Source organism: Pseudomonas sp. NPDC087185, from assembly GCF_044744955.1.
GTDB lineage: Bacteria > Pseudomonadota > Gammaproteobacteria > Pseudomonadales > Pseudomonadaceae > Aquipseudomonas.
In genome coordinates this window covers 619139-634345 of record NZ_JBIUZK010000002.1, presented here as the reverse complement: position 1 = coordinate 634345, position 15207 = coordinate 619139, and the positions used below count along the sequence as shown (strand labels likewise).

The 15207-nt window shown below is 67.0% G+C and carries 12 protein-coding genes; 6 read left to right on the top strand and 6 right to left on the bottom strand.

Annotated elements, in window-relative coordinates; translation table 11 throughout:
* The first annotated feature begins 179 nt into the window (after positions 1–179).
* From ACIPIJ_RS08415 to ACIPIJ_RS08390, 6 genes are all read left to right on the top strand, one after another.
* Positions 180–2324, top strand: a complete 2145-nt coding sequence (locus ACIPIJ_RS08415; RefSeq protein ID WP_401074868.1) for a methyl-accepting chemotaxis protein — start codon at positions 180–182, stop codon at positions 2322–2324.
* 90 nt (positions 2325–2414) lie between these two features.
* The gene (locus ACIPIJ_RS08410; RefSeq protein ID WP_401074866.1) at positions 2415–3422 is read left to right on the top strand and encodes an ABC transporter substrate-binding protein; all 1008 of its coding nucleotides are present in this window, start codon (positions 2415–2417) and stop codon (positions 3420–3422) included.
* A gap of 333 nt (positions 3423–3755) precedes the next feature.
* Positions 3756–4316 carry an FMN reductase gene (msuE, locus tag ACIPIJ_RS08405; RefSeq protein WP_401074865.1) on the top strand — a complete coding sequence of 187 codons (561 nt, stop codon included), beginning with the start codon at positions 3756–3758 and terminating at the stop codon, positions 4314–4316.
* Positions 4317–4325: 9 nt separating this feature from the next.
* A complete protein-coding gene (locus tag ACIPIJ_RS08400) occupies positions 4326–5513 on the top strand; it encodes an acyl-CoA dehydrogenase family protein (protein ID WP_401074864.1) in 1188 nt (395 codons plus the stop codon).
* Positions 5514–5522: 9 nt separating this feature from the next.
* Positions 5523–6623: a sigma54-dependent transcriptional activator SfnR gene (gene sfnR / locus ACIPIJ_RS08395; protein ID WP_401074863.1), complete on the top strand. Its 1101-nt coding sequence runs from the start codon at positions 5523–5525 to the stop codon at positions 6621–6623.
* 88 nt (positions 6624–6711) lie between these two features.
* Positions 6712–7341 carry a hypothetical protein gene (locus tag ACIPIJ_RS08390; protein ID WP_401074861.1) on the top strand — a complete coding sequence of 210 codons (630 nt, stop codon included), beginning with the start codon at positions 6712–6714 and terminating at the stop codon, positions 7339–7341.
* 45 nt (positions 7342–7386) lie between these two features.
* Here ACIPIJ_RS08390 and ACIPIJ_RS08385 read toward each other — a convergent pair whose 3' ends face one another.
* The 6 genes from ACIPIJ_RS08385 to ACIPIJ_RS08360 are packed head-to-tail and all read right to left on the bottom strand — an operon-like array spanning position 7387 to position 15132.
* On the bottom strand, positions 7387–8769 hold the full coding sequence (locus ACIPIJ_RS08385) for an MFS transporter (protein WP_401074858.1): 1383 nt from the start codon (positions 8767–8769) through the stop codon (positions 7387–7389).
* On the bottom strand, positions 8766–9977 hold the full coding sequence (locus ACIPIJ_RS08380) for an acyl-CoA dehydrogenase family protein (protein WP_401074855.1): 1212 nt from the start codon (positions 9975–9977) through the stop codon (positions 8766–8768). Before ACIPIJ_RS08380 ends, ACIPIJ_RS08385 begins: the two co-directional genes overlap by 4 nt.
* Positions 9978–9987: 10 nt before the next feature.
* Entirely contained in the window at positions 9988–11700 is a 1713-nt protein-coding gene (locus ACIPIJ_RS08375) for a dipeptide ABC transporter ATP-binding protein (protein ID WP_401074852.1), read from the bottom strand.
* Positions 11697–12560, bottom strand: a complete 864-nt coding sequence (locus tag ACIPIJ_RS08370) for an ABC transporter permease (protein WP_401074850.1) — start codon at positions 12558–12560, stop codon at positions 11697–11699. Before ACIPIJ_RS08370 ends, ACIPIJ_RS08375 begins: the two co-directional genes overlap by 4 nt.
* Positions 12557–13543: an ABC transporter permease gene (locus tag ACIPIJ_RS08365; RefSeq protein ID WP_401074848.1), complete on the bottom strand. Its 987-nt coding sequence runs from the start codon at positions 13541–13543 to the stop codon at positions 12557–12559. The genes ACIPIJ_RS08370 and ACIPIJ_RS08365 overlap by 4 nt, the downstream gene beginning before the upstream one ends.
* Positions 13540–15132, bottom strand: coding sequence for an ABC transporter substrate-binding protein (locus ACIPIJ_RS08360; protein ID WP_401075734.1), 1593 nt, complete (start codon positions 15130–15132; stop codon positions 13540–13542). The genes ACIPIJ_RS08365 and ACIPIJ_RS08360 overlap by 4 nt, the downstream gene beginning before the upstream one ends.
* Between the last annotated feature and the right edge of the window lie 75 nt (positions 15133–15207).

Genomic DNA, 15207 nt, shown 5'->3' with positions numbered 1-15207 from the left:
CAGTGGGGGGCAGATGTCAAAAGCGCCATGTTGCGGCGGATTACGCAGGCCAGAAATTTAAATTGAATGTTTGAATAAAGAAAAATTTCAACTCGCCGACATAGCGTGATGATTGGCGGGCTTATGCCTGCTCAGGTCCCAAGCCAAACCCTTACTGCCAAAAAAAGGGATTTCCCCTCATGCCTTTGCGACAACTTTCCATCCAGTGGAAGATCACCCTGCTCGCCGGTCTGTGCCTGGCCGCCATCGTCACCCTGCTCGTCGGTCTTTCCCTGTACCGCATGGACCACAGCTCGGACCTGGTGAAGGCCAGCAGCATGCAGATGCTCAGCGAGGCGGCGCAGGCGCGCATCGAGTCGCAAGGCGAAGTCCAGGCCCTGAACATCCGCCGCCAGTTCATGGATGCCTACCAGTACGGCGCCGGGTTCGCCCGCCAGGTGCTGTTCCTGCGCGAACAAGCGGAAAAGCGCTTCCTCGATGCCTACGACCTGCGTGAGGACATGACCCGCCAGGTGCGCGCCGCACTGCAGGCCAACCCCGACCTGCTGGGCCTGTCGCTGGTGTTCGAACCCAATGCCCTGGACAACAAGGACAGCCTGTTCACCGGCCAGGCGGAGCTGGGCAGCAACGAAACCGGGCGTTTCGCCCTGTACTGGTCGCAACCGCGTGCCGGCCAGCTGACCGCCATGGCCCTGCCCGAGCACGACATGGCCAACACCGAGATCGGCCCCAGCGGCCAGCCCGCCAACACCTGGTGGGTATGCCCACGCAGCAGCGGCAAGGTCTGTGTGGTGGAGCCGTACTTCTACGGCATCGACGGCCAGCGCGTGCTGATGACCAGCATCGTGTTCCCGCTGGCGGTCGACGGCAAGGTGATCGCCACCCTGTCCATCGACATCAACCTCAACAGCCTGCAGGCCCTGAGCCAGGAGGCCAGCCGCAGCCTGTACGACGGCCGCACCACGGTTGGCATCCTCAGCCCGGTGGGCCTGCTGGCCGGCTACAGCGCCGACGCCGGCAAGCTGGCCCAGCGCTTCGACCAGGTCGACAGCAGCAAAGGCGCCGAACTGGTGCGCACGCTGGCTGAAGGCAAATTGACCGTGCACCACGACCAGCAACGCCTGAAGGTGCTCGCCGCCTTCCAGCCTATCCCCGGCGCGCAACCCTGGGGCGTGCTGCTGGATGTGCCGGAAAACGCCCTGACCGGCCCGGCCGAAGCCCTCAAGCAGGAACTCGATGCCCTGAACACCAGTGGCACCCTGCTGGAGTTGGGCCTGGGCCTGGCCGCGGCGATCGCCGGCCTGCTGCTGGTATGGCTGATGGCGCGTGGCGTGACCCGGCCGATCCTCGGCGTGGCGGCGATGCTCAAAGACATCGCCAGCGGCGAAGGCGACCTGACCCGCCGCCTGACCTACGACAAGGGCGACGAGCTCGGCGAATTGGCCGGCTGGTTCAACCGCTTCCTGGACAAGCTGCAACCGACCATCGCCGAGGTCAAACGCTCGGTGCAAGCTGCGCGCGGCACCGCCGACCAGTCTTCGGCGATTGCCACCGAAACCAGCGCCGGCATGGAGCAGCAGTACCGCCAGGTCGACCAGGTGGCCACCGCCTCGCACGAAATGAGCGCCACCGCCCAGGACGTTGCCCGCAGCGCCTCCCAGGCTGCGCAGGCCGCACGCGATGCCGACCAGGCCACCCGTGAAGGCCTGGCGGTGATCGACCGTACCACCCGCAGCATCGACGCCCTGGCCGCCGACATGAGCAATGCGATGGCCGAAGTCGAGGGCCTGGCGCAGAACAGCGAGAAGATCGGCTCGGTGCTGGAAGTGATCCGTTCGATCGCCGAACAGACCAACCTGCTGGCGCTCAACGCCGCCATCGAAGCCGCCCGCGCCGGTGAGGCAGGCCGTGGCTTTGCCGTGGTCGCCGACGAAGTGCGCAACCTGGCGCAGCGCACCCAGGAGTCGGTGGAAGAAACCCGCCAGGTCATCGAAGCCCTGCAGGCCGGCACCCGCGAAGTGGTCGGGGCCATGGACAACAGCCACCGCCAGGCCCAGGGCGGTGTCGAGCAGGTCGGCCAGGCGGTCACTGCGCTGCAGCGTATCGGCCAGGCCGTGACCGTGATCAGCGATATGAACCTGCAGATCGCGTCGGCCGCCGAGGAACAAAGCGCGGTGGCCGAAGAGATCAACAGCAATGTCGCGACCATCCGCGACGTGACCGAGTCGCTATCGGGCCAGGCCAACGAGTCGGCGCGGGTCAGCCAGTCGCTGAACAGCCTGGCCAACCAGCAGCAGGCGTTGATGGACCAGTTCCGCGTCTGAGCATGCGGGGCCTCGTGCGGGCCCCGCTGCCCTGTACACCTCGTCGGCTACACTTGCCTGCAGCCCTGCGCGGCAACCGACGAGGTCCCGATGAAGAAGATTGCAACGTTGCTGGTCAGCCTGCTGCTCACCCTGGGCCTGGCCAGCGCCGCCTCGACGGAGCAACGCACGCCCATCCACTTTGGCGCCATCAACTGGGAAAGCGGTGCACTGACCACCGAAATCCTGCGCCTGATCGTCGAGCACGGTTACGGCTACCCCACCGACACCCTCCCCGGCAGCACCGTGAGCATGGAAGTGGCGCTGGCGCGCAATGACCTGCAGGTGGTCGCCGAACAATGGGCCGGGCGCAGCCCCGCCTGGGTCAAGGCCGAGCAGGCGGGCCAGGTATTCGCCCTGGGCGACACGGTAAAGAACGCCGAAGAAGGCTGGTGGGTGCCGGCCTACGTGATCAAGGGCGATCCGGCCCGCAAGCTGGAGGCGTTGGCGCCAGACCTGCGCAGTGTCGACGACCTCAAGCGTTACCCCCAGGTGTTCAGCGACCCTGAAGCGCCAGGCAAAGGCCGCTTCCTCAACAGCCCCAGCGGCTGGACGTCGGAAATCGTCAACAGCCAGAAGCTCAAGGCCTATGGGCTCGATGGCCTGTACAACAACTTCCGCAGCGGTACGGGCGCGGCGCTGGACGCAGAAGTGGAGTCGGCCATCCGCCGCCGAAAACCGGTGCTGTTCTACTACTGGAGCCCGACCCCGCTGATGGGCCGTCACGACCTGGTGCGGCTGCAGGAGCCGCCTTTCGATGCCCAAGCCTGGGCCACCCTCACCGACCCGAAGAATCAGGCCCCGCGGGGTAGCCGGTCATTGCCGGCCAAGCTGTCGATCGGTGTTTCCAAGGCGTTTCGTGACCAATACCCGGAGCTGGTGACGGTGTTCGAAAAAGTCGACCTGCCGATTGACCGCCTGAACAAGGCCCTGGCCGAGATGAGCGATAAACGCCTGGCCCCCGAGAAAGCGGCAAAGGCCTTCATGCGCAACAACCCGCAGGTGTGGAAGGCCTGGTTGCCTGCCGATGCCGCCGCCAAGGTCGAGGCAAGCCTGTAGGGAGGACTGCGGCCTCTGTGAAAGCGCGTATGCCCGCGAGAGGGTCGGTTCCCTGTGCGCACGGGCAACGCCGACCAAAACAGAAAAGAGCATAAGAATATAAATTCTTATTCTTTTTTTAATAGCCATAAACCCTCTATAACTCTCCTCACTGTACAGCCGCCAACACCTGGCCAACTGTCTGCAGCGCAACACCTGGTCAACACTCAACGCCCACAAGGCAACACCGGTCGCGGCCCTGAAAACAGCGCAACCTGTTGATCACTAACAGTATTCAAATTCGGCACGACGATTGCTCAAGCAAAGTCCCGCTTATTCAACCGGAGACCTGCCATGAGCGCCCCACTGAACGTCGTCGCCTTGTCCGGCGGCACCGCCCGCCCTTCGCGCACCCTCACCCTGACCGAGGCGATCCTTGCCGAACTGGGCCAGCACCTGAACATCAAGCCGCACCTGATCGAGCTGGGTGACATCGCCCGGCCCCTGGGTGGCGCGCTGTGGCGCAGCGAATTGCCAGAAACCGTGGAGCAACAGCTGCGCCTGGTGGAGAAGGCCGACCTGCTGATCGTCGCCACACCGGTCTACCGCGGCAGCTTCCCCGGCCACTTCAAGCACCTGTTCGACCTGATCGGCCAGGACGCGCTGGTCGACACCCCGGTGCTGCTCGCTGCAACCGGCGGCAGCGAACGCCACGCGCTGGTGCTCGATCACCAGTTGCGCCCGCTGTTCAGCTTCCTGCAGGCCCTGACTCTGCCGATCGGCGTGTACGCAAGCCAGGCCGAGCTGGCCGACTACCGCGTGTCCAGCGACGCCTTGAGTGCCCGCATCCGCCTGGCCGCCGAGCGCGCCGTGCCCCTGTTCGGCGCCCACCACGCGCTGCGCAAGAGCGCTTGAGGAGCGGCCATGAATGCATCTGTAACCCCTGCCCAGCGCACTGCCCTGGCCATTGCCCGCGAGCTGGCCGGGCAGTTCGCCCAGACCGCCGTCGAGCGCGACGAGCGCGGCGGCAGCCCCAAGGCCGAGCGCGATGCACTGCGCGCCAGCGGCCTGCTGTCGCTGGCGATCCCGCAGGCCTTCGGCGGCCAGGGCGCCAGTTGGCGCGACACCTTCGAGGTGGTGCGCGAGTTCGCCCGCGTCGACAGCTCCATCGCCCACGTGTTCGGCTTCCATCACCTGATGCTGGCCACCGTGCGCCTGTTTGCACGCCCCGACCAGTGGCAGCCGTGGTTCGAGCAGACCGCGCGCAAACACTGGTTCTGGGGCAATGCCCTCAACCCGCTGGACACCCGCACGGTGGTCAAGCACTTCGAGGGCTGGTGCGAGTTTTCTGGCAAGAAGAGCTTCTGCTCCGGCGCCAGCGACTCGGAAATGCTGATTGCCTCGGCGGTGGACGAACGCGCCGGTGGCAAGCTGCTGATCGCCGCGATCCCCAGCGGGCGCACCGGCATCACCCTGCACAACGACTGGAACAACATCGGCCAGCGCCAGACCGACAGTGGCAGCGCCACCTTCGAACGGGTGCGGGTCGAACACAACGAGCTGCTGCTCGACCCAGGCCCGCTGAGCACCCCGTTCGCTGCCCTGCGCCCACTGATCGCCCAGCTGCATTTTGCCAACCTGTTCCTCGGCATCGCCGAAGGCGCCTTCGAGGAGGCGCGCCAATACACCCTCAAGGAAAGCCGGCCGTGGTTCCGCTCCAGCGCCGCCACCACCGCCGAGGACCCTTACGTGCTGCGCCATTACGGCGAATTCTGGGTCGGCCTGGAGAGCGTACGGCTGTTGATCGAGCGCGCCGCCAACCAGCTCGACAGTGCCTGGGCCAAGGAGCAAGCGCTGACCGCCGAGGCGCGCGGCGACCTGGCCCTGGCCATCGGCACCGCCAAGGTCGCCGCTACCCGCCACGGCCTGGACATCTGCAACCGATTGTTCGAGGTGACCGGCGCCCGCGCCACCCACGCCTCGCTGCGCTTTGATCGCCACTGGCGCAACCTGAGGACTCAAACCCTGCACGATCCGGTGGATTACCGTATCCACGAGCTCGGCGAGTGGGCCCTCAGCGGCAAGCGCCCTGCCCCATCCTTCTATTCCTAAGGATCGCCCATGCAACTGCTGACCCTCCCCCCGTCACCGACACTGGCTACCTCGATCAGGGCGACCGCACAGGTCTTCGAAGACCCCAGGTCGCAGGCGCTGCTCGCCCACCTGCAACAGGTCGCCCCCAGTGAGGCCAGCGTCCTGATCATCGGCGAAACCGGCACGGGCAAGGAGCTGGTCGCGCGCCATATTCATAATCTCAGCGGCCGGCGCAACGGCCCGTTCGTTGCCGTGAACTGCGGCGCGTTTTCCGAATCGCTGGTCGAGGCCGAACTGTTCGGCCATGAAAAGGGCGCCTTCACCGGCGCGTTGGCGGCCAAGGCCGGCTGGTTCGAGGAGGCCAACGGCGGCACGCTGTTCCTCGACGAAATCGGTGACTTGCCCCTGCCCATCCAGGTCAAGCTGCTGCGCGTGCTGCAGGAGCGCGAGGTGGTGCGCCTGGGCTCGCGCAAGAGCCTCCCGATCAACGTGCGGGTGCTGGCGGCGACCAATGTGCAGCTGGAAAAGGCGATCAATGCCGGGCACTTTCGCGAAGACCTGTACTACCGCCTGAACGTGGTGACCCTGCAGTTGCACCCCCTGCGTGACCGGCCGGGGGACATCCTGCCACTGGCCCGGCACTTCATCCGCACCTACAGTGAGCGGCTGAACTATGGCCCAGTGGAGCTGAGCCCCAAGGCCCAGGCCAAACTGGTGGAGTACAGCTGGCCGGGGAATATTCGCGAGCTGGAGAACGTGATTCATCACAGCTTGCTGACGTGCGGCGACGGCCTGGTCCAGGCCCAGGACCTGCGCCTGTCCAACCTGCGCCTGGAGCGACAGGAAGAAGAACCGGCGAGCAATGCCGTGGAAGATTTGCTGCAGCAGGCGTTCAGCCGGCTGTATGAAGAACAGCCTGGGGATTTGTACGAGAAGGTCGAGAATGCGCTGTTGCGCTCGGCGTACCACTTCTGCCATTACAACCAGGTGCATACCGCACAGTTGCTGGGGTTGTCGCGCAATGTCACGCGTACCCGGCTGATTGCGATTGGCGAGCTGGTGGTGAACAAGCGGCGGGGGCCGGAGCCGCAGGTGGTGGACAACCGGATCGTGCGGTTGTCGATCTGAGATTCATAGCGTGGCTGCCGGCCCCTTCGCGGGTTTACCCGCGAAGGGGCCGGTGCAGGCTATGTGAATATCAGGTCCGATCACCTCCATGATCATCCCCGACATCATGATTGGCCCCATCATCAGCGCCATGCCCTACACCGTGCGCTTCACCCACAGCATGATTGGCCTCGTGGTTGGCCTCATGGTTGGCCCCATCATCAGCCCCATTGCGGCCACTCTCTCCGCGGCCGGAGCTGGCATGGCCACCGCCATCGCCACTGTGCCCACTGCCACTGCCGCCTCCACTGCCGCCGTGACCACCGCCACCGCCGCTGCCACCGCCGCTGCCACCGCCGCTGCCACCACCTCCGCCACCGTGACCGCCACCACCGCTACCGCCACCTCCGCCACCATGGCCACCTCCGCCACCATGGCCACCACCGCCACCACCACCACCGCCACCATCCTTCGCATACGCACTGGACGCGCCGCCAATGGAGTCAGGCACCAGCGCTGTCGACGCCGACAACACGGCGCCGATGGCCAACGCCAACAAGGATTTCTTGAGCATGATGAGCCTCCGCTTGGAGTTGCACGGGCGTGCTTGCCACAACCCGTGATTTCCGGCCCCCCATGGGGCGACCTGCCAACCAGCGCAGCCTTCCATCAACAGCGGGTGAACGTGATCCTTCAGGGTGTGCTGGGTGAATGTTGCGAAATGTTTCTTAGGTACTGAGCGTAGCCTGCGGTCGCAGGGCCCCGCGACCGGTCATCCGATACGTCAGTTCGCCAAACGCCGAAACACCGCCCCGGACAGCCCGCACATCGCGGCGCACAGCAGCATCACCGTGGCGATGTCCGCCACCGAGGTTTCGCTGCGCCCATCTGCACCGGCCAATACGCCGAGCAGCACGCCTGCCAGGCTGACCGACATGGCCATGGTCAACTGCACCGACATCGCCGACAACGAACTGGCCGCCGCCGAGCGCTCACCCGGTACATCCTGATAACTGGCAGCGCCCAATGTGGAAAACTGCAGCGAACGCACCAGGCCTGCAGCAAACAGCACCACGGCCATCAACCAGACCGCCGTGTCGAGGTCGAAGCTGGCACACAAGGCAATGCCGACGCCGCTGAGCACCGCATTGCAACTGAGCACCCGGCGGTAGCCGTAGCGCCGCACCAGTGGCACCGCCAGCAACTTCATCAGCAAGGCGCCCACACCGCCACTGACCACCAGCCACCCGGCCGCCAGCGGGCTCATGCCCAGGCAATTCTGCAACAGCAGCACGATCAGGAACGGTTGCGCCGCCGAGCCGAGGCGAAACAACCCGCCACCGGCCTGGGCCACGCCGAAGCTGCGCAAGCGCAGCAACGACAGGTCGACCAGCGGATTGGGGTGCCGCCGCGCATGCGCCAGGTAGCCCAGCGTGCAGGCCAGCCCGCCAGCGATCAGGGCCAGCGCCCACGCCCGCGGCAACTGCCCCAGGCCCAGTGATTCCAGGCCGAACACCAGCATGGCCAAGGCCCCGCCACTGAGCAGCAGGCCACGCAGGTCAAGCGGCGGCACCGGGCGTGCCGGGTAGTCCGGCACATGGCGCAGGATCAGCCAGGTACCGAGCAGGCAGATGGGCAGGTTGACCAGGAAGATCCAGTGCCACGACAGCACCGTCACCAGCAAGCCGCCCAGCAACGGCCCGATCAAGGGCCCGACCAGCGCCGGCAAGGCCAGCCAGGACATCGCCTGCAGCAGCTGCTCGCGGCTTGACCAGCGCAGGATGATCACCTGCCCCACCGGGGTCATCAGCGCCCCGGCAGCGCCCTGCAGCATGCGCCCCAGGCACAGCTGCCACAGCGTATCGGCCAGGGCGCAGGTCAGTGACGCGAAGGTAAACAGGCCCATCGCCAGCAGCATCACCTGGCGCGGGCGAAAGCGCTCGGCGGCCCAACCGCTGAGCGGCACGCACAACGCCAGGGCCAGCATGTACAGCGACACCACCAGGTTCATGCGCAGGCCCGGCTCGCCAAAATCGGCGGCCATCTGCGGCAGCGCGGTCATCACCGCCGTGCTGTCGAGCAACTCCATGAACAGCGCGGCGCCGATGATCACCGGCACCTTGGGGCTCTGCACATGGCCGGCCAGCAAGGCCGGCTGTGCGGTCAAAACAGCCCCGAGACAGGTGGCCGGGTGCCTTTGAGCTGCCACGCGCCCACCACCGCCGCCTTCCACTGGCGCGGGTTGTGGTTGGCCACGGTGCGGGCGTTGCGCCAGTGGCGGTCGAGGTTGTGCTGGCGGCCGGTGGTAGAGGCGCCACCCACGTCGAACAGCGTCTCGGCGGCCTTGAGCGCCAGTTCGGCGACCAGGTACTGAGCCTGCGCCACCTCGATGGCAGCCTGCTCGACTGCGGCCTCGTCCAGTTCTGCGGCCCAGGCCTTGTCGATGGCTGCAGCGGCCTTGAGCACCAGCGCTTCAGCGCCATAGGCGCGGGCCGCAATATCACCCACCGAAAGCGCCACATAAGGGTCGTCCACCGAATGGCTGGCCGTGCTGTGCTTGATCGGGCGGGCGTGCTCGCGGGCGAACTGGCTGGCATCGTTCAGCGCATTGCGGGCGATACCCGCCAGCACGGTGCCCAGGAACAGTTGCAGGAACGGCGTCACCAGCGTGCGTTTGCCCTCCTCCACGGTGCGGGTGCGGATGTCGCTGGCCTCGACCTTCACATTGCGCAGGTGCGTGGTGCCGCTGGCGGTCAGGCGCTGGCCCATGGCGTCGAAGTCGTCGACCAGCTCCAGGCCCTCGCGATCACGCGGCAGGATGAACGACACCGGCTGTTCGTCCTCGTCCAGGGCCACGGCGCTGACGTAATCGGCGAACAACGCGCCGGTGCTGTAGAACTTGCTGCCATTGGCGCGGAAGTGCTCGCCCTCGCGTACCAGGCGGGCCGCGATGGCACCGTTGGCACCGCCCAGCTCCCAGCCCGCGTTGCCGATGACCGCGCCGTCCAGGTAGCGGGCGAACCAGCGTTCGCGCTCCTGTTCTGCGCCTTCGGCACGCGACACCAGCAGCCCTTCGACAAAGGCAAAGCCTGGGCGCAGGGCCTGGGCGACGTTGGAGTCGACTGCAGCCACCTGCAGCAGCAGCTCGATCACATCGCTGACCGTGCCGCCCGGGCCGCCGTACTGAACGGGAATGCGCACGGTATACAACCCGGCAGCGGCCAGTTGGCCGATGGCATCAAAGGGCAACTGGCGCTCGCGTTCACGCTGGGCGGCGCCCGCGGCGATGGTCGGCAGCAGCGCCACGATGCGCGCCTTGAGCGCCGCAACGTTGGCGGCCGGTGCCTGGGTGGGGAAACGTTGGAACGTGGTCATGGTTCAGTCCTTAGATGGCGATTTTCCAGAGGCGTGATTCGTCGAACAGGTCGAAGGCTTCGTGCGCCAGGTCCAGCGGCGGCACCACCAGTTCGCTGCCGCTGCCGGGCAGCCTGGGTACCGCGCCCAGCAGCCGCCGGGTGTACTCGTGGGCCGGGGCGTTGAACAATTGTTCCACCGGCGCGTACTCCACCACCTGGCCGTGGCGCATGACCAGCACGTCATCGCTGACATGGCGGATCACACCGAGGTCGTGGGAAATGAACAGGTAGGCCAGGCCCAATTCGTCCTGCAGGTCGGCGAGCAGGTCGAGCACCTGGGCCTGTACCGACACGTCCAGGGCCGAGACCGGCTCGTCGCAGATGATCAGCTTCGGTTCGCTGGCGATCGCACGGGCGATGGCCACCCGCTGGCGCTGCCCGCCGGACAACTGCAACGGCCGGCGCTGGGCAAGTTCAGCCGGCAGGCGCACCTGGTTCAGCAGCACCGCGATGCGTGAAGGCCGTGCCGCTGCCTCGATACCGGCTACCTGCAGGGCGTCATCGAGAATCTGCGCCACGCTCCAGCGCGGGTCGAACGAACCCAGCGGGTCCTGGTAGATCACGCTGATCTGGCGGCGCAGCGGCCTGCGCAGCGCCTCCGTTATAGCGTTGCCCGGGCGGTTCCAAGGTTGGCCGCGGTACAACACTTCACCTTCATCGGGCTGCAACAGGCCGAGGGCGATACGTGCCACGGTGGTCTTGCCCGAGCCCGACTCGCCGACGATGCCCAGCGTGCGCCCGGCGCGCAGGGTGAAATCGACGCCCTGCACCACTTGCCGCAGCAGGCCATCCGGGCCCAGGTAGCGCTTGCCCAGGCCGCGCCCCTCCAGCAGCACGTCACTTTTCAGCCGTGGCTTCGGCTCACGGGTTACGCCTGCGCGCGCCGGTGACAGGCGGCTACCACGTGGGTGTTCAGCCGGCACCGCCGCCAGCAATGCCTGGGTGTAAGGGTGGCGCGGCTGGCGCAGCACCTGCTGCATAGGGCCCTGCTCCACCACCTCGCCGTGGCGCAGCACCACCACTTCGTCAGCCAGTTGCGCAACCACCGCCAGGTCGTGGCTGATGATCAGCAGCGAAGCGCCGCGGGCCTTGATGTGCTGGAACACGTCGAGAATCTGCGCCTGCACCGTCGCATCCAGCGCGGTGGTCGGCTCGTCGGCGATGACCAGTGCGGGGTCCAGAGCCAGTGCACTGGCAATCAGCGCACGTTGGCGCAGGCCACCGGACAATTGCCCCGGGCGCTGCCGGGCACGCAAGGCGACGTCCGGTACGCCGACCCGCTCCAGCAAAGCGTGCACCCGCGCCGCACGGGTGTGCCGGTCGCCGTACTGATGGGTCTGCAGCACTTCGAGGATTTCCTTGCCCACCGGCCGCAGCGGGTCCAGCGACACCAGCGCATCCTGCAGCACGAAGCCGATGTCCTTGCCGCGCACCGCGCGCCACTGCTGCTCGCTAAGGTCAAGCAGGTCATGCCCGCCGAAGCTCACGTGCCGGGCACTCACCTGTGCCCGTGGCCCGGCCAGGCCGACCAGGCTGCGGGCACTGACGCTCTTGCCCGAGCCCGACTCCCCCACCAGCGCCACGCAGCGCCCCGGTTGCAAGGTGAAGGACAATTCACGGACCACACTGCGGCCCTCGAAGGCCACGTTCAACCCCTCGACGATCAAGGTCTTGTCGTTCATGGCAGGCGGCCCTCCAGGCGTTGTTGGATATAGCGGCCGGTCACGGTGGTGGCCAGCGTGGTCAGGACGATGAACAGCCCGGGGAAGAAGGTCAGCCACCAGGCGTTGGCAATGAAGTCGCGGCCCATTGACAGCATGGTCCCCCACTCCGGTGCCGGCGGCCGTGCGCCCAGGCCGAGAAAGCTCAGCGCCGAGGCCCAGACGATGGCCTGGCCGACGCCCATGGTCAGGGTCACCACCAGCGGGCGCATGGCGTTGGGCAGCAGCTGACGCAGGACGATGCGCGAGGTCGGGTGCCCCAGCGCCCGCGCCGCTTCGATATAGCCGGCGTTGCGCACCGCCAGCACCTGGCCACGGACCATGCGCGCATAACCCGGCGCACCGCCCAACCCGGTGGCGACGATCAACGGGCCGACGCCGCTGCCGAACACCGCCACGAACAACAGCGCCAGCACCAGGCTGGGGAAGGCGAACAGCACCTCCAGCAGCCAGCCCACCCCCCGGTCCAGGCGCGCCCCGCCCAGGCCGCCAAGCAGCCCCAGGGTGATGGCGATGGCCATCGAGATGGCCGTGGCGGCCACGCCGATCAGCAGGCTCTGACGGGCGCCGTGGATGATCCGCGCGAAGATGTCGCGGCCCGACTGGTCGGTGCCCAGCCAGTGCGTCCAGCTCGGCGGCTGGAACGCCTCGCGCGGCACGATGGCCAGCGGGTCGATGCGGGTGAACAGCCCCGGCAGCAACGCCGCCAGCAGCAGCGCCAGCAGAAACAGGATCGCCAGGCTCGCGCCCAGCGGCGGCAGGTTCAGGCGCCGTTGCCGACGCACGGGCGCCTGGGCCCGGTCCAAGGTCAGGTCCGTCATGCTGCAGCCTCCTGTTGCCGAGGGTCGATCCACTGGTACAGCAGGTCGACCAGAATATTCGCCAGCACATAGCCGGCGGCCACCACCAGGCTGATGCCAATCACCAGCGGCAGGTCTTGCAACTGCACGGCCTGGTACAACTGGCGGCCGATGCCCTTGCGGGAGAAGATCACCTCGCACACCACCGCGCCGCTGATCAGCGCGCCGATGGCCCAGCCCGACAGCGCCACGCCGGGCAGCAAGGCATGGCGCAGGGCGTGCTTGAAGCGCACCGCCAGGTCGCTCAGGCCGCGCGTACGCGCGGTGAGCACGAAAGGCTGTTCGAGGGTCAGCTCCAGCGATTCACGGGTCACCTGGGCGATGAAGCCTGCCAACGGAATCGCCAGCGAAAACGCCGGCAGCACCAGGCTGGCGAAGCTATCGCTGCCCGCCGGTGGGAACCAGCGCAGACCAAAGGCGAACACGGCCAGCAGCACCACGCCGAGCCAGAAGTGCGGCAAGGACGCACTCACCGTCTCCAGCAATGAGGCCACGCCGCCAATCAAACGGCCACGGCCAGCGGTGACCACCGTCAGCAACAGCACCAGCAACCAGGCCAGCACCAGTGCCGCCACGGTCAGCTCGAGGGTGGCGCCGCCCTGCTCCACCAGCACCCGCGTGACCGGCAGGTGCTGCGAATAGGACATGCCCAGGTCACCCTGCAACAGGCGGCCGAGGTACAGGACGTATTGCACCGGCAATGGCTTGTCCAGGCCGAATTCCTGGCGCGCGGCTTCAATGGCTTCGGGCGACGGGTTGCCGGTGGTGCCGCCGAGGATGGCCAGCACCGGGTCGCCGGGCATCAGGCGCAAGGCGAAGAAGGTCAGCGTTGCCACTGCCCACAGCACCAGTACGCCACCCGCCAGGCGGATGGCCGCGCGGCGGCCCAGGGCGGCCAGCCGCTCACGGCGCGGGTCGGTTACGGCGAGGGTTGTCGACGTCATTTGTTCACCCATGCGTCATAGAGGTAGGTCACCGCCAGCGAAGGCTCCAGGCGCACACCGTGGGCGGTCTTGTAGATCCCCAGGCGCGTGCTTTGCGGGTAGGTGGTGAGTTGCAGGTACTGCGCGGCGGCCTGCTGCTGCGCCAGGTGGTAGCGCTGGCGGCGCTGCTCGGTGTCCTGGGTGGCCAGGGCGCTGTCGAGCAATGCGTCGAAACCTGGGTCGGCATAGCCGGAGGAGTTCTGGTGATAACCGCCGACCCCAGCAGGCTGGACGAAGGCGCTGGTGAAGATGATGCGCAGTACGTCGGGGGTGTTGGTGTTCCAGTAGCCGATGCGGATGTCGTAGTCCCAGGCCGCCTGGCGGCTGGTGACCTGAGCGTCGCTCATCTGGTCGAGCACCAGTTCGAAGCCGACCTGGCGGGTGGTGGCCTGCACCTGTTCCCACAGGGTCAGCTCTGACGGCGGCGTGCGCGCGCCGATCAGCACCACGGCACGCAGGCGCTGGCCGCCCTTGGTGCGGTAGCCCTCGCTGTCGCGGCCGGTCCAGCCAGCTTGGTCGAGCAACTGGGCGGCACGGGCGGGGTCGTAGGCCTGGCTGTGTTCGAAGTCGCCACTGTAGTACGGCGTGGCCACGCTGAGCGGCCCGCCGGAACGCGGAAACTCGCCAAAGTACACGCTCTTGAGCGCGCCCTCGACATCGGCGCTGCGCACCAGCGCCTCGCGCACGCGGATGTCGTCGAACGGTGCGCGGCGCAGGTTGAAGGTGCCGTTGGTGGGGTTGCCCGGGCGTTGGGCGATGATCAAATCCACGTCCGGGTTGCGCCGTGCGGCCTCGTGCGATTCCGGCGGCAGCGCTTCGATCACATCCACCTCACCGGCCTGCAGCGAGGCGAAGCGCACCGACGGTTCCTGGATGAACTTCCAGACGATGCGCTCGAGGTACGCCGGCCCTTGATGCTGCGCGGTTGGCGGTGCCCAGTTGTAGTCCGGGTTGCGCACCAGCTCCACCTGGTTCTGCCGGTCCCAGCGCGCCACCTTGAACGGCCCGCTGCCCACCGGGCTTTCGCAGTTTTCGTCACGGCTGCGGGTGAGTGCGGTGGGCGACTGGATACCGAGGAAACCCTGCGCCAGCACTTCGAGGAAGGCGGCATAGGGCGTGGCCAGGGTGACCTCGGCGGTGTACTCGTCGAGCACTTTTGTGCTGCGGTATTGGCGAATATAACCACCGGCGGTGCTGGATTGGGTCTTGGGGTTGGCCATGTGGTCGAGGTTGGCCTTGACCGCCTGGGCATTGAACGGTGTGCCATCGGTGAAGTGCACGTCGCGGCGCAGGTGGAACGTGTAGCGCAGGCCATCGGCGGAGACTTCCCAGCTGTTGGCCAGCCAGGGGCCGATCTGGCCGTTGCTGTCCATCGACACCAGCGAGTCGAGGTACTGCTGGGCGACGAATACCTGGGGCATGTCGCCGGCCACATGCGGGTCAAGGCAGGTGGGTTCGCGGTCGGTGGCGTACACCAGCGTGCCGCCGGTGATGGGCTGGGTGCTTTGCACCGTGTGCTGCTCGGCACGCTCGCAGCCGACCAGGGCCAGCGCGGCGCAGAGCGGGATCAGGGGGAGGATGGGTCGGTTCAAGGTCGCTCCTGCGGGGACTGGGCTATGCCAGGC